This is a genomic window from Allobosea robiniae (genome assembly GCF_900102525.1).
GTDB lineage: Bacteria > Pseudomonadota > Alphaproteobacteria > Rhizobiales > Beijerinckiaceae > Allobosea > Allobosea robiniae.
Window position 1 is genome coordinate 142209 of the sequence record NZ_FNBZ01000005.1, and the last position, 19103, is coordinate 161311.

A 19103-nucleotide genomic window follows, 5' to 3' on the forward strand; every position below is an offset into this window, starting at 1 on the left:
CGCCTGCAGAATGGTGCGGCCAGGCACGCTTCATCAAGCTCCGATCCGGAAAGACCGACCGAGCGCCGCTCGATGTCCGGCTCAGCCTTGCAGGATCTGTTTCAGCGACGCATCGCCGAGATTGCGGATTTCCCGGACAAGACTGTCGACGGCATCGTCGATCTGGCTGTCGGTATGGCTCGCATTGATGAAGAAGCGCAGACGCGCCGCCTTCTCGGGCACGCCCGGCGGAACGATCGGAAAGGCGTTGATGCCCTGATCGAGCAGGCTCTGCGCCAACATGACGGTCGGCACGGTCTCGCCGATGACGATCGGCACGACGCCGAAACCCCAGCTTTCGCCGGTATCGAGCCCGGCATTCTGCGCCCGCGTACGAAACCGCTGTGATTGCTGCTGAAGCCGCGCGATGCGATCCGGCTCGCGCACCATCAGATCGAGCGCGACAGTGGCCGCTACCGCATTCGATGCGGGCATGCCGACGCTGTAGACGAAGCCCGGTGCCTGATGCTTCAGCAGATCGACCACGGCGGCGCAGCCGGCGACATAGCCGCCGCAACTGACGAGTGACTTCGACAGCGTCCCGAGCCAGAGGTCGACGCTATCCGGCGCGACGCCCTGATGCTCGAAAATGCCGCGCCCAGTGGCGCCGAGCACGCCCAGGCCATGGGCGTCGTCGATCATCAGCCAGGCGGAGAAATCCTGCTTGATCGCGACGAGGCGCGCCAGATCGGGGCCGTCGCCATCCATCGAGAACAGGCCTTCGCTGACGATCAGCACGCGCTCGAAACGATGCCGGTCCGCCGCCAGCATGGCTTCGAGCGCATCGAGATCGTTATGCGGGAAGAACCGCCGCGTCGCGCCGGACAACTGGGCGCCGACCACGACGCAGTTATGGATCAGGGCGTCATGGAGGATCAGATCCTTCGGCCCGAGCAGCGTCGCGATCGAGGAGACCGCGCCTGCATGGCCGGAGACGAAGGCGATACAGTCCTCCGCCTCGTAATTGCGGGCCAGCGCCTGTTCGAGATCGCGATGGACGCGGCGCTCGCCGGCCGTGATCCGGCTGGCCGAGACCGAGGTCCCGAACGCCGCCACGGCCTCGCCCACGGCATCGGCGATCTCGCGGTGGCCGTTCAGGCCGAGATAGTCGTAGGAGGCGAAATTGATGACAGGCTTGCCAGCGATCACCGAGGTCGCGCCGGCCTGGGCATCGTGCAGGCGGTAATAGGGATTCTGCAGCTTGGCGAAATCGGCAAAGCCCCTCTGGAACTTCATCTGCTGGTAGAGCGGATGATCCTCGAAGGCCATGCTGACGCGCGCTCGCGGCCGCGCGGTCCGCGCAGCCGAAGCCGTCGCGGTGAGCGGCGCCTGCTTCATCTGCATCAGCAGATCGGCGAGGGCGCCATCGGACAGGGGCTTGTTCTCGTCACTCATTCTGCGGCGCCGCGGCTGGGCCGGCGAACCATCTCCTCGATCTCACTCGCCTGTTCCGGGGAGATGTCCATCTTCGAATGGGCAGTGGCAAGCCGGATGATGGTCGCCTGCATGTTCTCCGAAGAGGCGGGCTCGGCCGCTTCCTCTCCCTCGGTTTGATCGAGCTGGTCGACGATCGTGCCGGCCAGGTCGAGCAGGCTGCGATCGCCGGTGCCGACCACGGCGATCTGGACGCCGATGGCAGCCTCCAGCGCCATGTGAAGCTCCAGCGCCATCAGCGAGTCGAGGCCGAGATCGGCGAGCGGACGCGAGAGGTCGACCTTGCCCTCCGCCATGCGCAGGATTTCGGCAACCTCGCGGCGCAGCACACCGGTGACAATCCCGACGGCCTCCTCGCGGCTCTTGCCGCGCAAGCTGGAGCCGAGATCCTCGGCATGCATCGTCCGTGCCTCGCCTCCGGGCTGGGCCAGTTCGAGGAAGGCCGCACTCTTGAGCAGGTCGAGCTTATCCGCTCCTGAGCCGGACGAGAGACCGGCATAGAACTGCACGGGATCGGCCGCGTTGCCGAGGCTGAGCAGCCGGCCGAGATGCGCCAGCGCCTCGAAGGCGCGCATCGGGACCACGCCCGTCGCCCGGCGCAGGCGCTGTCCAAGCTGCTTGTCGCGCGCGATCAGGCCGACATCGGAGATCGCACCCCAGCCAATGGCGAGGCCGGGCTTGCCCCGGCTCCGGCGGCCGCGCATGAAACCTTCGAGGAAACCATTGGCGGCGACATAGGCCCCCTGTCCCGGGCTGCCGATCAGCGTCGTCGCCGAGGAATAGGCGACGAAGACGTCGAGCGCGTGTTCTTCGGTAGCATCAGCCAGGTTGATGATGCCGTCCACCTTGGTCCGCAGCACGGCCCGCAGGCGCTCCGGCGACAGATTGGCGATCAGCCCGTCATCGAGATGCACCGCCGCATGGACGACCCCCCTGAGCGGGCGATGCTTCCCGGCCAGGCGGCCGATCGTTTCCGCGACGGCGGCCTTGTCGCAGACATCGAGCGCCTCGACGACGACTTCGACGCCGCTCGCGCGCATCTCGGCGAGCTGGGGAGCGAGATCGTCATCGACGGCGCCGCGGCGGGACAGAAGAGCGATCTGCGAAGCACCCTTCCGCGCCAGCCATTGCGCCGTCGCGAAGCCGAAGCCGGTCGTGCCGCCGACCACCACATAGAGACCGGGGCGGGCGGCATAGTTCAGCGAGGCCAGGTCGGTCCGCGCGGCACGGGGCGGGCGGATCACGATCTTGCCGACATGTTCGGAGGCCTGCATGGTCCGGAAAGCGGCCCCGACCTCATAGGCCTCGAAGCTGCGATAGGTCAGCGGCCGCAAGCCCTGCCTGCCGAAAGCCTCGGACAGCTTCGCCATCATCTCGCGCACCAGAGCAGGGTCGGCAGCCAGCAATTCGTCGAGATCGACACCGCTATAGGCGATGTTGCGCAGGAACGGCCGCAGGGCGAGCTGCGTATTGTCGAGGAAGTCGCGCTTGCCGAGCTCGAGGAAGCGCCCGAAGGGCTTGAGCAGGCGGAAGCTCGCCAGCATCGCCGGCCCCGCAAGCGAATTGAGCACGACATCGACACTGCCGATCTGCCTGCGAATCTCGTCAGCAAAGCGCTCCCGCCGCGAATCGAAGACGGCATCGGCTCCGGCAGCCATGGCGATGGCGCGCCGCGCATCGTTGCTTGCGGTGCCCAGGACCTCAGCGCCGTGCAGCTTGGCGATCTGGATCGCGGCAAGTCCGACGCCTCCGGCCGCACCATGCACCAGCACCTTCTCGCCGGCGCGGACATGGCCGCGCTCGACCAGCGCATACCAGGCCGTGGAGAAGGCGACGGGGATCGTTGCAGCGGCCTCGAGGTCGAGGCCTTCGGGGACCGGGAAAAAATGCCAATCGGGGCAGATGATGTGGGAGGCGAAGGCGCCGGCGGCGAAGCCCATTACGGGATCGCCCGGCTGCAGGCGCGTCACGCCGGGCCCGACCCGGCTCACCCGTCCGGCGCATTCGAAGCCGAGCGCCGCGCGCGTCAATCCAGCGCCGAGCAGGTCGTCGTCGAGGAGACCAAGGCCGACCATGAGGTCGCGATAGTTCAGACCGGCGGCAACGACCTCGACCTCGATCTCACCCTCGCCCGGCTCATGGCGTGCTTGCCGCAGCCATTCGAAGCCGTCGAGGCCGACGCCGTCGGCAAAGTGCAGGACGGCACGCTCGTCGGAGCCGAGTGGCGCATCGCGCTCCATGCCGCGCCGGACACGGCTAACCTCGATCCCGGAAGCGGTGATCCGCAATTCCCGCTCGGCGTTTTCTGCCTCGAGAATGTCGGCGAGCCCTGCCGCCGGCGAAGACGAGGCGATATCGACGAAGCGCAAGTCGATCTCGGGGAACTCGTTGATCGCGACCCGCATGAAGGCGTGGATACCGGCCTCCTCTCCCGCACGGATGTCGTCGCCGGCCGAGGCAGCCTCGGCCAACACCAGCATCCGGCAAGGACGCTGGGCGGCGGCCAGCAGCTTCAGGACGACGATGAGCGTGTCGATGCGCCCGGACAACCGGTCGAGCGATGTCGAATTCGCGGCTTCAGGCGCCACGACGACCGTCGCACGCGCGCCTTCCGGCAAAGCTTCGAGCCAGGCGGCAAGCTGCCCGCCCCCGTCATCCATGAAGAGCGGAGCCGCCATCAGGCCGTAGTGGCCGCGCGGATCGGCGGCCCCCTGCCCGGTCACGACGGCGACCGCGTTCGGAGCATGATGCGGCGCCTCGACCGAAGCGCCCCGCGCGCTGATCAAGGCCAGCGCCCCATCCTGACTCTGCCCCGACTCCACTGCGGTGGCGCCGGCCTCCTCAAGCTGACGGCACATGCCCGCCAGCCCACCATGAGGCAAACTGCCATGCCCCTGCCAGATGGCAGGCGTTGCCGCGCCGAGCAGGAATGAAAGGTGAAGGTCGTCGCCGGGCTGGGCGAGCAGGATCGGCGCATCACCAGCCAGCAGCCCCAGGGCACCGCGGATCGCCAGCGCATTCGTCTCGTGGAACGGAGACAATGGCATGTCGAAGCCGATCAGCGCATCGAAACGACTCGGGGCGGATTTCTCGATACCGTCAATCACGAGCATGTCGAAGACACTGCCCATTCCCGGCCCATGCCTCTGCTCGTCGGCCCTCTCGACATTCGCCACTGCGAAAGTCACCTGGATGCGCCCGTCCTGGACGGCCTCCGCCAGCGCCTCGGTCAACCCGCCATTCCAGCCGCCGGCGACGAGCACGCGCAAGGGCCGTGAGGCCGCCGCGGTCCAGCCGTCGAGTACCTGCTTTGCCACGTCGCGCATCGACGCACAGATGCCGCGCAGATCCCACTGGTCATAAGCGAAACCGGCGGAGCGGGCGTCGATCTCGCCCCGCCGCAGAAAGGGGCCGGCTTGGACCAGCGCCTGTGCGGCCAGGCGCAATTCACGATTTGCCGCCGGGAAACGCTGCTGGAGCGTGCCGAGCAGGGCCTGAGGCGACGGCATGGCGAATGTCGCGGAGAGCCGCGTGCCATCCTCCGTGCTGTCCAGACCGCCTGCCCTCGCGAGAATGTCCCTGGCCATGCCGAACAGCGGCTCGGCAACGGCTGCGACCTTGCCCTCGATGACGACACTTTCGAAACTATCGCCACGCTCCGATGAGAGCAGATCGCGGCTGAGGCTCCGCGCCAGGGAAATGGCGAAGGCCTTCAGCAGCAGCGACAGCTGCTGCGCCTCCTCGGACGGGCCGCCAGCTTCATCAAAAGCGGGAGCCGGCAAGGTGACCGGAGCGATTGCGAGACGGTCCTCGCGGAAGGTCCGCTCGATCATGAAAGGCTTGACGAGATGCACGGAGCGCAGGACCGCGGCCTCGATCGAGGCGACGCGTCCGCCATCCTCGTCCATCAACGCGACGGAAAGCGTCTTGAAGCGGTCGGTCTCGGTCTCGAGCTTCGTCACCGAATGGGCGACACCCACGCCCGGCTTCCAGACGCGGATATGCCGGAAACGGATCGGAAGATGCGCCTTGCGCTCTCCGTCACGCTGGGGGCGGGCCAGGAAGAGCCCGTGGAAGCTGGCATCCAGCGAGACCGGGTGCAGCACATGCCGGTCGTCGTAAGCGCCGGTTCCGCCCTCGGGAACCCGCAGACGGCTCTCGCCGACGGTCTCGTCCCGGAGCGTCGAGATCACCGCCCGGAAGTGCGGGCCGTAATCGAGCCCGGCCCGCTCGGCCGCGGCATAGATTTCCGCCGCCTCGCTCAGGATCGGGTCCTGGACCGTCGGGAGCGGCGGTAAGGACAGCGTTGCCGCATTCTGCAAGGGAGCGAGCGCGCCCCGCGCGTGCAGGATCCAGTCGCCGGTGGCGAAGCGGCGCCGACTCCAGATCTCAACGGTGCCGGTATGCTCGAAATAGCGGGTCGAAACCTCGCGGGTCTCGTCATCGCCGAAGGTCATCGCCTTGGTAATGTCGAATTCCGCGATCTCGAGCGGCACCTCTCCAAACAGTTCGCGGCCGGCGGCCAGCGCAAACTCGATCAGCGCTGCGGCCGGCATCACCACGCCACCATCGACGCGGTGATCGTCGAGATAGGGCAGCAGCACGGGATCGAGCAGATTGCGCCATTCCGCCGAGCCGTCCGAAACGCGCGGCCCGAGCAGCGGATGCAGCGGCTGGCTCGCGATCAGGCGGCCATGGACGCTGATCGCCTCGACCGTTTCGTCGAAGCGATATTCCTCCGGCTGGAAAGGGTACGGCGGCAGAGATTCGACCATCGTCGGGGCAGACCCGAACACCGCCTCCCGGTCATGGGCGACACCGTTGACCACCAGGCGTACGACGACGCCGCGGATCGGGTCGCGGTCGGCAAGATCATTGGCCGCCAATGTCGGCAACACCGGATTCTGCGCCTCTCCTGCTCGCAGGATATCCGAGATCGGCCCGACCAGGAGCGAACGCGGCGCGATTTCGACAAAGGCCGCATCCGGCTGAGCAGCCAGTACGGCCGCAACCGCATCGGCGAAGCGGACGGGCCGGCGGATATTATGCCACCAGTAATCCGCATCGAGCTCACCGGGGACCAGCAGTTCCCCCGTCACCGTCGAATAGAACGGCACGCGCGGCGCCTGGACAGCTATCGTGCCGAGATCGGCGACAAGCGCCTCCTGAATCTCGTCGAGCGCCCGCGAATGGAAGGGATAGTCGACATGCACCGGGACACCGGCGATGCGGCTCTTGCGTGCGAGGCGCGCGAGCGCCTCAAGCTGGCCGGCAGGGCCGGAGACGGTCGTCGAGGTCGCGCTGTTATAGGCTGCGATATCGACATCCTGCATGCCGGCTTCGGCGAGCAATTCCTCCACTTTCAGTGCGGGGCAGGCGAGGACCAGCATGCGCCCCTTGCCACGCACCGTTTCCTGATGATGACTGCGCTTGTGCATGATCCGCAGCGCGTCACGCCGGGAGATCAGGCCGGAACATTCCACCGCCGCGATTTCCCCGACGCTATGGCCGAGGCTGCCGACGGGACGAATGCCGTATTCGGTAAGAGCGACCGCGAGCGCGGACTGAACCGCGAAAATCAGAGGCTGTGCGATCGAGGTCTGTTCGAGCTCATCGTCCGAAACCCCGTCGCGCAACCGATCGGCGATCGACCAGCCGGCAATCTCCGCATAGATGCGGTCGATATCGTCGATCTCCCGCCGGAAGGTCGCATTGGCGCGATAGGCTGCACCCCCCATCCCCACGAATTGCGCGCCATTGCCGCTGAATACGAAGACCGCAGGCCGCTCGGCGCCATGGACCACGGCGGCAGAACTGTCCTTGCGGGAAGCGGAACCTTGCGCGAAGGCCCGCAGGCTTGCCGCCACATCCGCTGCGGCGGGCGGTTTCTCCTGGATGGGAACGGCGAGCCGATGCGGCAGCAGCTCGCATTGATAGGCGAGCGCATTTGCAACGCGCGCGACAGACAGATCGCCCGAAACCGCCCCTGCAACCTGCAGCGCGCGCGCTTTCAGCGCATCGGCCGTGCTTGCCGAGACCAGCAGCACCTCGGCCGGACGGGAAGCCGCGCCATTCGCTCTGCCCTGCTCTCCGCCGCGCGCCGAGCGCAGGATTGCATGGCCATTGGTGCCGCCGAAGCCGTAATTGCAGACACCGGCGAAGAGATCGCGCCCATCGGACGGCAAGGCGAGGGGCTGGACGAGAGGCCGCAGATTGAGATCGTCGAAAGGAATCGCCGTGTTGGGCGCTTCGGAAAACAGCGATCGGGGAACGAGACGCTGTTCCAGTGACAGGCTCGCCTTCAGCAAGCTCGCGAGCCCGGAGGCCGCCTCCAGGTGACCGAGATTAGACTTGATCGACCCGATCGGCAGTGGCGCCGCGCGATGCCGGCCGAGCGCCTCGCCGATGGCAGCCGCCTCGATGGGATCGCCGATCTTCGTTCCGGTCCCGTGCGCTTCCACAAAGGCCAGGGCCTCGGGATAGAACCCGGCATTCCGATAGATCGTCTCGATCAGATGCTGCTGGGTTTCCTGCGACGGCAGCGAGATGCCGTTGGTCCGGCCATCTGCATTCGTGCCGGCGGCGACGACGACGCTGCGAACCCGGCGGCCGGCTGCGATCGCCTCGGTCTCCCGCTGCAGCACCAGCACGACCGCCCCCTCGGAGCGCACATAACCGTCGGCGGCCTCGGAGAACGGCCGGCACAGCCCCGTCGCAGACAGCATGCGCGCCTGCGAAAAACCGATGAAAGGCACGGGCGAGAGCAGCATGTTCACGCCACCGACGATCGCAAAATCGACTTCGCCGGCACGAAGCGCCGCCACGGCCTGCGCCAGCGCGATGAAGGAAGAGGAACAGGCCGCATCGACCGTGAAGCTCGGCCCCTTCAGGTCGAACACGTAGGATAGCCGGTTCGCCAGAATCGACAGGGCGTTGCCGGTCATGAAGTGGCTGCCGATGACGGCCGGATCGAAGGCGCCGGCACTCTGGTAGTCGGCGAGCGAGGCGCCGACATAGACGCCGACATTCCCGCCGGCCAGCGTCGAGGGCGGCAGGCCGGCATCCTCGAAAGCGCGCCAGGCAGCCGTCAGCAGCAGGCGCTGCTGCGGATCCATCTGCTGGGCTTCGCGCGGGGAGATGTTGAACGGCGTCGGGTCGAATCCGAACGCATCGTCGAGATAGCCGCCGGCGAAACTATAGGAAAATCCGGGAGCGGGATCGCCCGGCCGCAGGAAGCGCTCGACATTCCAGCGCCCGCGAGGCCGCTCGGAAACAACGTTGCGACCTTCCAGCAGCAGCTTCCACAGCGCTTCGAGGCTATTCGCACCGGGCAGAATGCAGCCAGCGCCGATAATGGCTGCCTCTGCGTCAGTTGATTGCTTGTGAAACGACATAGACTTCGACAATCCCAGTGCTCTCACGCAATCATGGCCGATATGTTACGGCACACTAGTCTCGCTCCCATCCTTGCTCGCTGATACGGGGCATTGCGGAAAAAAACAATCCAAACTCAGTCTAAAGCTGCTCCACCGTCTTCGATCCTTCGAATGAACGACGACAGCGCGGCGAAGTACTCGGTCCAGGTCAGGCTGGCATAGTCCGTAGAAGGCGCCAAACGACGCGGCCCGGCCGGCAGGAACGAGGCAATCGCCGCCTCCCAGCCGAGGCCGTCGATGGGATCGACAAAAACCGTCTCGGGATGTCCGACTTCACGATGCGCCGGAATGTCGGAGGCGACGACCGGCGTACCAAGCGCCGCCGCCTCCACAACCGGCAAGCCGAACCCCTCGATGAAGGACGGCATCAGCAAGGCACGCGCGCCGCTGATCACCCGCTTCAGTGCCGGCGTGGAAAGGCCGTGGAGCGCATGGATATAGGTGCTCACATCGCCGGAACGCCGCAGGCGATCAAGAATCAGATCGCCCTGCCAGCCCTTGGCGCCGGCGATCACGAGATGCGGCGTGGCCGCGCCAAGTCGGCGGTGCAGCCGCTTCCAGACCTCCAGCAGCAGGAGATGGTTCTTCCTGAGTTCGATCGCGCCGCAAACGACGAAATATGGAATCGCGGCGAGCGTCGGATCGGGGTCGGGTGGCTCTCGGAAGATCGAGGGAACAGGAAGAGGCAGCGCCAGCGTCGGCAGCGCTCTCGCACCGCGGCGCTCGAGTTCAAGTTCGATCGCCAACTGGGCCGTGCGGGTCGTGACGATCAACCCGGCGGCATAACGCGCCGTCTGATCGACCATCGCCGCGTGAGCCTTGACCGCACCGGGCGAGACATATTCCGGCATCTCCAGCGGGATGACGTCATGCAGCATGAAGAGCGGGCGCACGTCGGGGCGCTTGTTCAGCCAGCGCAGCAGGTACGGGACCGCCAGGCCGATCTGGCCGACATTGACGTAGACCGTCCCGGGTTTGAGGGTTTTCACGACGTCTTTACCGAATCCGATGCCCGTTGCCTTGAGCAGCGAGGTCATTCGGGTGGACACGGCAAGACCGCCGTTCCGCGGAAGATGCCAGGACGACTTACCTGCCTGCATCGTCGGCGCGAGTGACATCCAGGCACCGTCGGCCGCCGGCTGCCTGTTCTCGGCCCAAAGCTCCTCGAGCCGCGTCAGTCCGCGTAGAGCTCTCTCCCGGGGGAACGCGCGCGTGCCCCAAGCCGTGGGCAGGATCGCCCAGCAGTCATCGTTCGAATGCTCGAAAAAATGGCGTGCATAGGCGAGATCGACCCGATCGATCCCGCGAGGCGTCAGGGACAGTGGCCCCAAGAATAGCCGTGTTGCATCATAGGCGATCGGCACAACAAGACCCTGGCACAGTCAGCTGAAATCGGTTGCCGATCGTCACAATCTTTACACAGCACAACGAGCCGGAATGCCCAACAGTCGCATGGCATACGTTTCTCGCAACCGCAACACTTGAAACGCATTGCTAGCTCGGCAATAGCTAGCCAACCTCTTCCGCACCGAGCAGTCGACTTCATTGATACGCATCAACAACAGCCTCGTCGGCGCCATCGAGCGCAGGGCCTTGGCCTGGCTCGTCCGGCGGATGCCGCGGAGCGTCACACCCGACAAGCTGACCGCCTTCGGCATCTTCGGCGCGGCACTCACGCTGGCGGGCTATGTCCTGACGGCCTGGTCGCCAAGCTTCCTGTGGCTGGCCTCGCTCGGCCTCGTCTTCCACTGGCTGGGCGATTCGCTCGACGGCAACCTCGCACGCTTCAGAAAGATCGAGCGGCCCAAATACGGCTATTTCCTCGACCAGACCATCGATGTCGTCGGCAACCTGCTGATCTGCGCGGGCATGGGTCTGTCCGCCTATGTGCGCATGGACGTCGCCCTGCTGGCGCTCGCCGGCTATCATGCCTTGTCGATCTATTCGCTGGTCAAGGCCTGCGTTTCCGGCGAGCTCCACATCTCGCTGGTCGGCTGGGGGCCCACAGAGATGCGCCTGCTCATCATCCTGATGAACACGACGATCTTCTTCTTCGGCGCACCACCCTTCACAGTCGTCGGCCTGACCATGACCTGGTGCGACGTCACCATCCTGCTCATGGCAGCCGGCCTGTTCACGACCTTCGTCTGCCTGCTCGGGAGCTATGCGGCCCAGCTTGCGCGCGAGGAAGCCGCCAGCCACAAATAGGGCCAAAAACGGCCGGGAGAGGCCGTTTTCGGCGCCTCTTATCCGTAATAGGCGATGTATTTCCGGAAATAATCTTCCCAGGTCAGCCATTGGCCGCGCACGAGATATTTGCGCCTGGCATCCGCCCAGCCGATCCCCAGGGCGGCCGCCACCTTCGGATGGATCGGCACCTGCAGCCGGCGCAGCGAATTGAGCGATCCCGGCAGCCAGAAATTCAGCGACAGCCCCAGTTCCTTCGTGACCTGCCTGACCAGCATCTTCATGATCCGGCCATTGGGATGGGCCGTCGTGTAGAAGGTCTGCTTCGTCCTGAAATTATCGAGGATATAGGCGCCGATTCCCGCGGGGAATTTCCGATCCATCTCCTCGAGCCTTGTCTGCTCGAACTGATGCAGGCGCTTGAAATCGATCAGCCGCTCGATCGCCAGCGATTCATAGGTCCGGAAGCGGAGTTCGGGGTCGGGAATCTGGCGCCGCAGCCGCCCGAGCAGCCCGTCGAAATAGGTGAACTCGAAATTGGGGAGGTCGCGGTTGCGGGCGAGCCTGTCGTCCGGCCCGTTGAAGGCGTCGAAAGGCCAGGGCGAGGCGAAGCGCACGCAAGGGTAGCGCAGCGTCGGCAGGTCGCTCGGCACATCGGCGCGCAATGGATATTGCTCCCATTCCCGGATGTCCTGGATCAGGAGGAGGTCGCATTCCTGCAGGTCGCGCCGGCCCTGCTCGTGCAGGTTCACCGGCAATTCCATGTAGTGGTGCTTGACCGAGAAATGCCGGGTGAAACCGGAATGATAGCGCAGCGCCTCGGCCAGGAGATTGCCCTGGCAATTGCCGAAGATGACGATCTGCTTCTTTCGGCTCTCGGAGGAAGCGGCCCGCCCGGTCGACGCCGGCGACGCCACGGCCGGGGCATCGGCCGAGACGCGACGCAGATCGAGTGAGCGCAACAACAGGCTCGCATTGCGGAAATGGCGCAGGCGGATATCGATCGTGCGCGGCACACCGGCATCGAGCCCGATATCCTGAGGCACGGTAAATTCGAACGAAACACGGCCTGTTTCCAGCTCGCTCGCCAGGAAGCGGCCCTTTCCGAGCCGAATGCCGTCCCGGGTTTCGACCTCGACCGCCAGAGCAGCCTCCGACGGACGCCGGGCCCGCTTCAGTTCGCAACCGATCTCGGCGCGATAGAGCCCGTCCGGGAGCCGCAGGATCGCCGAACTGCGCCACAGTTTCAGGGGCGTGATGGAAAGCGGCGACAGACGAACCGCGCCGGGCAACGGCAAGGTCCGCAGCCGGCCGAGCAGGCGCCAGGGTTCGAGCTCGGCCGCAACGTTGTCGAGCCCCGTCGCTGCCGGTTCTCTATGCAACGTCACCGCGACCATGGTCAGCAGGGCGTTGCCGAAATGCGTGAAGCGGAACTCGAAGGGAACATCGGCACCGCCTTCGATACCCAGCTCACGCGGCACCTCGAAGGCCAGGCTCTGCTCGCCACCGCGCAGCTCCGCCGCGCTGTAGTCGCGCCAGGCGCGCAGGATGCGGTTCTGCGCGACGATTTCGAGTCCCATGACCGGGTGGTCGCCCTGAAGGGGCATGCGCACCCGGCAATGGAAGGACAGGCGATAGCGCCCCTCCGGCAAACGCAGGAAGGGGCCGTAGAGAAAGGCCTGGGCCGGCACCAGCAGGACGACGGAGACCGAGCCGTCCGCCCAGCGCCGGGCCGGCTCGCGCACCTCCATGACGGGCAGCAGCGAGCGGGAAGCGCCGTCATCCGGTTTCGGCATCGGGTCCAGCGGCGTCTCCGCTTGAGCTAGCGTATCCATCCTCGGTTCCAGCGAGTCGCTTTCGGCTTTCATGCGTCCATGACGAAGCTGATCGGCGCATGCTCTAGCATCACTCGCGCGAACATGCAGCCGGCACCTTCGCACCGATGCAGGTTGATCTCGCCGGAAGTGCACTCCATAGAAGGCAACACGCTTTCTCGACCTCATCCTGGCACGGAAGAGCAAGCGACAGTTGCAATATACTCCCGGCCACCGGCGATGCTTGTTCCGTAGATCGATTGCGATGAGCCATTTTTCGTCACTGGCCGAGGTTCTGCAGCACCAGGCCATGTCTCGGCCGGATGTCGCCGCCGTGACGGTCTATTCCGATCGCCCCGGCGAGCGGCCGAGCCTGACCTTCGCCGCGCTTCACGCACAGGCCGCGCATCTCGCGCGCCAGCTCGCGGCCGAAACCGCACCGGGCGATCGCGCGCTGCTGATCTTCCCCTCCAGCGTCGAATTCGTCGTCGCCTATTTCGCCTGCCTGATGGCGGGCGTGGTCGCAGTGCCGATGATGCAGCCGCGCCGCAACGCAAATCACGACGCCAGCGCGGCGATCATCGCCGATTGCACGCCGCGCCTGGCACTGAGCCCGGCTTCCGATCCCGATCCGCGCGGCCTGCTGCGCGAGCGCCTGGCCGCGCATGGCATCCGCCACCTCCCGGTCGCGCTGGCGCCGGAGCCTGCGCCCCTCGACGCCGTCCGACCCAATGCCGACGGCCTCGCTTTCCTGCAATACACCTCCGGCTCGACCTCATTGCCCAAGGGCGTGATGGTGAGCCACCGCAACCTGATCGACAATCTCGCGATGATGCGGGAGCGGCTGGGGAACCACGCGGATTCGGCGCATGTGAGCTGGATTCCGCTCTACCATGATCTCGGCCTGATCATGAACCTGCTGCAGCCGATCTATCTTGGCGCGCCCTGCGTCCTGCTGACGCCGTCAGGGTTCATGCATCGCCCGCTGAACTGGCTTCGCGCCATCCACGAGCATCGCGCCGAGGTCGGCGCCGCCCCGAACTTCGCCTTCGATCTCTGCGTCGACCGCTTCCGGCCGGAGCAGATGGAAGGCATCGATCTCAGCAGCTGGAAGATTGCCCTCAACGGCGCCGAACCGGTGCGGGCCGCAACGCTGGAACGTTTCGCCGCGACCTTCGCCCCCTACGGCTTCGCGCCAGAGGCGATGCGCCCGGCCTATGGGCTGGCCGAGGCAACGCTGCTCGTGACCGCCGCCAAGCGGGGCTCCCTGCCCCGCACGCTCGACGTCAGCGCGAAGGCGCTCAAGGCCGCCCGCATCGCGCCGCCCGAGGACGCCGCCGATCGGCATGTCAGCGCCAGTTGCGGCTCACCCATGACCGGGCTGACGATCGCCATCGCCGATCTGGAGACGCGGCGCCCGCTGCCGCAAGGGGCGATCGGCGAGATCTGGATCCAGGCGACGAGCGTCGCCGGCGGCTACTGGCAACGCCCCGAGGAGAGCGAACAGACCTTTCGGGCCAGGCTGGAGACAGATGCCCCTGGCTCCGGCGGCTCCTGGCTGCGAACCGGCGATCTCGGGCATCTCGACGAAGCCGGTGAGCTCCATGTCGTCGGCCGCATCAAGGACGTGATGATCATCCGCGGCGTCAATCACTACCCGCAGGATATCGAAGCGACGGTCGCAGCCAGCCATCCCTCGCTGCGACGCGACCATGGCGCAGCCTTCACGATCATCGACGAGCATGACATCGAGCGCATCATCGTCGTCCAGGAAGTCGAGCGCACGCAGCGCCGTGACATCGCCGAGGCCGAAGTCGTCGCGGCCGTGCAGGCGGCGGTGGTCAACAATCACGATGTCGCCCTGCATAAGGTCGTGCTGATCCGGACGGGCTCCCTGCCGAAGACGACCAGCGGAAAGGTCCAGCGCAGCCTGACCAGGCTCCGGTGGCTGGAGGGAACGCTCGAGCCCTGGAACCTGTCGGGAGATGCCGAGGACCGCAGCGCGGCCTCCGCTTGACGGAAGTCCGCCAGCGCGGCAAGCGAAAGCCCCGCGCCCAACCCGACGGATCATCATGCCGCCCGCTTCCGAGATCGAACGCTTCTGCCGATCCAGTCTGGCCGCGATGCTCGACATCGACGAGGCCGGGATCGTGCCGGCGACGACGTTCGCCGGCCTCGGCCTCGACTCGGCCGCCGCCGTCCATTTCGTCCTGGAAGTCGAGCAGGAATACCGGGTCGAGCTCTATCCCGGCGTCACGCAGGACTACCCGACCGTCGCCCAGTTCGTGGACTATCTCGGCACCTTGAAACCACTCTAAGCTACGGGCGTTTCAATCGAATTTTTGCAGGACAATCCTGCATCAACTGCCCTTTTCTGCGTGATCCGACCTCGACGGCACCGATGATCGGCGGTAGGTAGGCCCGGCCGACGGACCGATGCGGCAGGACGCTCCACCGGATGGACCAGCGCTGATGGCACATGCTTCGAACACGGCAGGCAGCCAGCACATGGGCAATGCCGAGGACATCATCCCGCGCGATATCCGCTTCGGCATCCTGGAGAACGCCCAGCGCCACTGGCTGGAAGACGACATCATCAAGACCGTGCTGATCGACGGGCTGTCGATCTTCCTGCCCGAGGGCGAGCGCTTCTTCATCCGCTCGCTGAAGCATTACGGCCCCAAGCTGCAGGACAAGGAACTCGCGGCCGAGATCAACGGCTATTCCGTGCAGGAAGCCTATCACACGCGCGAGCACGAGGAATACAATCGCGCGATGATGAAGCTCGGCTACGATGTCGAGAAGATGGAGAAGCCGATCCGGCAGGGCTTCGAGATCGTCAAGAACCCGCTGCACCGGCTCTCGATCACCTGTGCGATCGAGCACATGACGGCGACCCTGTCGACGCTGACGCTGCGCCATCCCGAACTGATGGAGAAGGCCGCGCCGGCCTATCGCCGGCTGTGGATGTGGCATGCGCTCGAAGAGCTGGAGCACAAGGCCGTCGCGCTCGACGTGCTCAAGGCGGCAACGCCGGGGATGTCGAGCTGGAAGCGCTATTTCGTCCGCGTCCTCGGCATGAACGGCACGCTGTTCCCCTTCCTCGTGCTCTTCCTGCGCAACGTGCCGATCTATGCGAAGAATGACGGCGTCAAGACGGGCCTGCGCTTCTGGCTGCGCTTCTTCTGGGTGACCATGGTCTATCCCGGCTACTGGCGGCGCTGCCTGCCGAACACGCTGCGCTACTACCTGCCGGGCTTCGACCCCCGCAACAGCGACGACCAGGAGCTGATGCGCAAGGGGCGCGACTGGCTGGCGGCCAATCTGCCGCCGCCGCCCGCCACGCCTGCCCCCAAGCCCGGCGTCTGAGGCGCAGCACGGTGGCGAGCCAAGCCTTCTCCCGCCTGCTGGAGGCCATCGACAGGGGCGCCTTTCCGCGAACCCGGAAATGGCTCTGGCGCGGCCTCTACAACATCCTGTCGCGGCGCTGGCACGACGATGACTGGCGCTTCATGAATTACGGCTTCCTGCCGCCGGGAGCAGCCTTTCCGCTTGAGCCAGACGACGAAGCCGACCGCCCTTTCATCGGTCTCTATGCCCAGGCCGTGGCGGGCCTGCCAATGGAAGGCGCGCGGGTTCTTGAGATCGGCTCGGGCCGCGGCGGCGGCGCGCGCTATATCGCCCGCTATCACGGCTCCGCGGCTGTCACCGGGCTGGATTATTCGCCGGCAACGGTGCGGCTGGCGTGCCGCCTCAACCAGGACACGGCGAGCCTGACCTTCGAGATCGGGGATGCGGAGAAGCTGCCGCTCGCCGATGGCTCGGTCGATATCGTCGTCAATATCGAATCCTCGCATTGCTATGGCGATGTGCCGGCCTTTGCACGCGAGGTCGCGCGCGTGCTGGCGCCGGGCGGCTGGTTCACCTTCGCCGACATGCGCGGCAAGAGCGCGCTCCCCCTGCTGCGCCAGCAGCTGGCGGTACCCGGCCTCGCGCTGCACACCGAGACCGATCTGTCGCGAGGCGTCATCGCCGCGCTTGACGCGGCCGAGCAGCGCAAGCGGGCGCGCATCTCCAGGATCCGCTTCATGCGCGGCTTCATCAGCGAATTCGCCGGCGCGAAAGGGTCAGTGCTTTATCGCGAGCTGAGCGAGGGGGGTGTCGTCTATCTCGCCCAGCGCTACCAGAAGAACGGCGGCGCCTGAACGCAGGCCTCCAGCCGTGATGCTTCACGGACGCTCCGGAGCACGCGACTCGGGCGCATCCGGCTCATTCCCGCTCGGCTCGAAGCTTTTCAGCGTGTTGTCGTAGCGCGGATGCAACGTGCCCATCCAGCGATCCCAGAGCGAGAAGGTATGGCCGTAATTGAACCTGAACGTGCCGTGATGCTGGTCGTGGAACACCGTGCTGGCGAGCGGCCAGGGCGAACGGCCGGCCGGTGAGGCGAAATGCTCGAAGCCGGCATGGCCGAGCATCCCGCTGATCTGATCGTAGAGCTTCTGCAGCACGAGCATCTGCCACGGGACCGGCAGGACGAAGACGATGATCGCGTAATAAGCCTGGTTGAGAAGCGCCTCGACGAAGCTCTCGTGATGGTTGCTCCAGACCGTCGGCGCCACGCTCTTATGGTGAAGCGCGTGGAAGCGATAGAAGACGCGGCTGTGAAGCAGGCGGTGCACCCAGTAGAACCAAGCATCGTAGAGCACGACCGAGATCATCAGCATCAACGGTCCGGACCACCAGGAGAGCTCCAGCGGCACCAGAGACCAGCCCTGCTGCTGCGCGAACAGCCCGAAGGCGAAGCAGACCGAGAGCGTGAGGATCGAGATCGGCGCCTGCCGCAATTCCTTCCATTTACGCCGGTTGACCCGGTCCTTCTGGATGCGGCGCTCGGGATGGCGGGCATTCATGATCTCGAAGAACAGCCCAGTCAGCAGCATGACCGCAACGACTGCCCCGACCATGAGGCCGAGAAGGCGAAGAAAATCGAGCAGCAGCGCCACCATCAAACCCTATCCCGATCACCAGCCGCAGCACCACGACGTCCACAGTTGACGAACCTGCCCGCGTTGCAGCGCCGCCGGTCGAGGACCGTGCCTATGCAACACCATCCAGGTAAAGCAGGCGATCCTCGCGATTGGTCGGATCGAGCAGCTCCTGGTCCGAAACCGGAGCAACCTGCGCATAATAGTCGAGGCTCCTCAGCACGGGGTAGGAGGCCCGCAGCCGGACGAGCAGCGCCTGGGGATCACGACACCGCCCCGGATTGAACTCAAGCACGATCCGCGGCCGCCAACGCTCGATGACCTGGCTCAACCCAAAGATGATGTCCTCCTCCGCCCCCTCGGCGTCGATCTTGAGGAAATCGACGCGGGGAAAGGCGCGGAGGAGCGAGTCGAGGCTATGGATAGGGACCGCGACCGTTTCCGCATCGTCGTTCGGCAAGGCCTTGCTGACCAGCGTCGCATTCTTCGGCTCTCCCGCCGGGACCATGAGACGTCCCTCGCCCTCCCCCGAACCCGCCGCAGCCGCCACAATGGTGCTGCGGCTGGCAAAGCCGTTGAGCTCGAGAGTCCGCTTCAGCGTGTCGGCAACGGGGGGGTTGGGCTCGACAGCCAGCAAGCGGCCATCGGGGCCGACGAGATCGGCCAGCAGCAACGCATAATAACCGAAGTTGGCACCGATATCGGCGACATGCATCCCGGGCGCGACGAGGCGGGCAATGAATTGCGTCAGCCACATCTCCCAATAGCCGTCGAGCATGACATGCGCACCGAAGCCTCGATCCCGCGTGTCGAGGAACATCTTGTAGCGCCCCAGAACGCGGACGAGGACCGCATGCTCGCCAAGATAGACGGTCTGGCTAGCCGCCCGGCAAACACACTCGGCGCGGTAGCGATCCGGCCCGCGCAACTCGTCCAGCGACAGGAGATTTCCGGGCTGGATCGGCAATGGTGCCGGGATGTGCTTGTTCTTCATAAACCTGCCTACTCCGGCCAGACATCCCGGCACATGAAGGGCTTCGACGGGTGGCCCCATCAGATCATTTTCTTCATGTGGGCGGACCCCGCTTCGCTCGACGGCGCCCCGGAATCCGCCAGGGACCATCGGATGATCCGACGCCGACGTCTGGTGCTAATCCAAGGTGCCAAAGGACGCAAACCTTACGGAGTGTGACGAAGAGCGATACGAC

The 19103-nt window shown here is 65.7% G+C and carries 11 protein-coding genes; 5 read left to right on the top strand and 6 right to left on the bottom strand.

The annotated features are described in order from the left end of the window. Positions 1-81 precede the first annotated feature (81 nt). The 3 genes from BLQ70_RS15175 to BLQ70_RS15185 all read right to left on the bottom strand — a co-directional run bounded on the left by BLQ70_RS15175 (position 82) and on the right by BLQ70_RS15185 (position 10273). On the bottom strand, positions 82-1434 hold the full coding sequence (locus tag BLQ70_RS15175) for an aminotransferase class I/II-fold pyridoxal phosphate-dependent enzyme (RefSeq protein ID WP_091858088.1): 1353 nt from the start codon (positions 1432-1434) through the stop codon (positions 82-84). After that, positions 1431-8867, bottom strand: coding sequence for a type I polyketide synthase (locus BLQ70_RS15180; RefSeq protein WP_091858090.1), 7437 nt, complete (start codon positions 8865-8867; stop codon positions 1431-1433). The genes BLQ70_RS15175 and BLQ70_RS15180 overlap by 4 nt, the downstream gene beginning before the upstream one ends. Before the next feature lie 116 nt (positions 8868-8983). Further along, positions 8984-10273, bottom strand: coding sequence for a glycosyltransferase family 4 protein (locus BLQ70_RS15185; RefSeq protein ID WP_139163557.1), 1290 nt, complete (start codon positions 10271-10273; stop codon positions 8984-8986). A 181-nt stretch (positions 10274-10454) separates the two neighbouring features. Between BLQ70_RS15185 and BLQ70_RS15190 the strand changes: the two genes are divergently transcribed. Continuing rightward, positions 10455-11117 carry a CDP-alcohol phosphatidyltransferase family protein gene (locus BLQ70_RS15190; protein ID WP_091858096.1) on the top strand — a complete coding sequence of 221 codons (663 nt, stop codon included), beginning with the start codon at positions 10455-10457 and terminating at the stop codon, positions 11115-11117. 38 nt (positions 11118-11155) lie between these two features. On the opposite strand, the gene BLQ70_RS15195 is transcribed toward BLQ70_RS15190, so the two are convergent. Then, on the bottom strand, positions 11156-12931 hold the full coding sequence (locus tag BLQ70_RS15195) for a WcbI family polysaccharide biosynthesis putative acetyltransferase (RefSeq protein WP_139163558.1): 1776 nt from the start codon (positions 12929-12931) through the stop codon (positions 11156-11158). Positions 12932-13175: 244 nt separating this feature from the next. Between BLQ70_RS15195 and BLQ70_RS15200 the strand changes: the two genes are divergently transcribed. From BLQ70_RS15200 to BLQ70_RS15215, 4 genes are all read left to right on the top strand, one after another. Further along, positions 13176-14927, top strand: coding sequence for a fatty acyl-AMP ligase (locus BLQ70_RS15200; protein WP_091858101.1), 1752 nt, complete (start codon positions 13176-13178; stop codon positions 14925-14927). Positions 14928-14982: 55 nt separating this feature from the next. Continuing rightward, positions 14983-15228, top strand: coding sequence for an acyl carrier protein (locus tag BLQ70_RS15205; RefSeq protein WP_170843427.1), 246 nt, complete (start codon positions 14983-14985; stop codon positions 15226-15228). A gap of 154 nt (positions 15229-15382) precedes the next feature. After that, positions 15383-16279, top strand: coding sequence for a metal-dependent hydrolase (locus BLQ70_RS15210; protein ID WP_170843428.1), 897 nt, complete (start codon positions 15383-15385; stop codon positions 16277-16279). A gap of 11 nt (positions 16280-16290) precedes the next feature. Next, positions 16291-17115, top strand: a complete 825-nt coding sequence (locus BLQ70_RS15215) for a class I SAM-dependent methyltransferase (RefSeq protein WP_091858108.1) — start codon at positions 16291-16293, stop codon at positions 17113-17115. Between the two features lie 24 nt (positions 17116-17139). Here BLQ70_RS15215 and BLQ70_RS15220 read toward each other — a convergent pair whose 3' ends face one another. Then, positions 17140-17916 carry a sterol desaturase family protein gene (locus tag BLQ70_RS15220; protein WP_210184305.1) on the bottom strand — a complete coding sequence of 259 codons (777 nt, stop codon included), beginning with the start codon at positions 17914-17916 and terminating at the stop codon, positions 17140-17142. 91 nt (positions 17917-18007) lie between these two features. Then, positions 18008-18949: an FkbM family methyltransferase gene (locus tag BLQ70_RS15225; protein WP_244512033.1), complete on the bottom strand. Its 942-nt coding sequence runs from the start codon at positions 18947-18949 to the stop codon at positions 18008-18010. Between the last annotated feature and the right edge of the window lie 154 nt (positions 18950-19103).

Bases quoted from the DNA above. Each gene is read 5' to 3' on its own strand.
- BLQ70_RS15180 (WP_091858090.1), bottom strand. From the start codon at position 8,867: ATGTCGTTTCACAAGCAATCAACTGACGCAGAGGCAGCCATTATCGGC.
- BLQ70_RS15175 (WP_091858088.1), bottom strand. From the start codon at position 1,434: ATGAGTGACGAGAACAAGCCCCTGTCCGATGGCGCCCTCGCCGATCTG.
- BLQ70_RS15205 (WP_170843427.1), top strand. From the start codon at position 14,983: ATGCCGCCCGCTTCCGAGATCGAACGCTTCTGCCGATCCAGTCTGGCC.
- BLQ70_RS15200 (WP_091858101.1), top strand. From the start codon at position 13,176: ATGAGCCATTTTTCGTCACTGGCCGAGGTTCTGCAGCACCAGGCCATG.
- BLQ70_RS15210 (WP_170843428.1), top strand. From the start codon at position 15,383: ATGGCACATGCTTCGAACACGGCAGGCAGCCAGCACATGGGCAATGCC.
- BLQ70_RS15195 (WP_139163558.1), bottom strand. From the start codon at position 12,931: ATGGATACGCTAGCTCAAGCGGAGACGCCGCTGGACCCGATGCCGAAA.
- BLQ70_RS15220 (WP_210184305.1), bottom strand. From the start codon at position 17,916: ATGGTGGCGCTGCTGCTCGATTTTCTTCGCCTTCTCGGCCTCATGGTC.
- BLQ70_RS15225 (WP_244512033.1), bottom strand. From the start codon at position 18,949: ATGGGGCCACCCGTCGAAGCCCTTCATGTGCCGGGATGTCTGGCCGGA.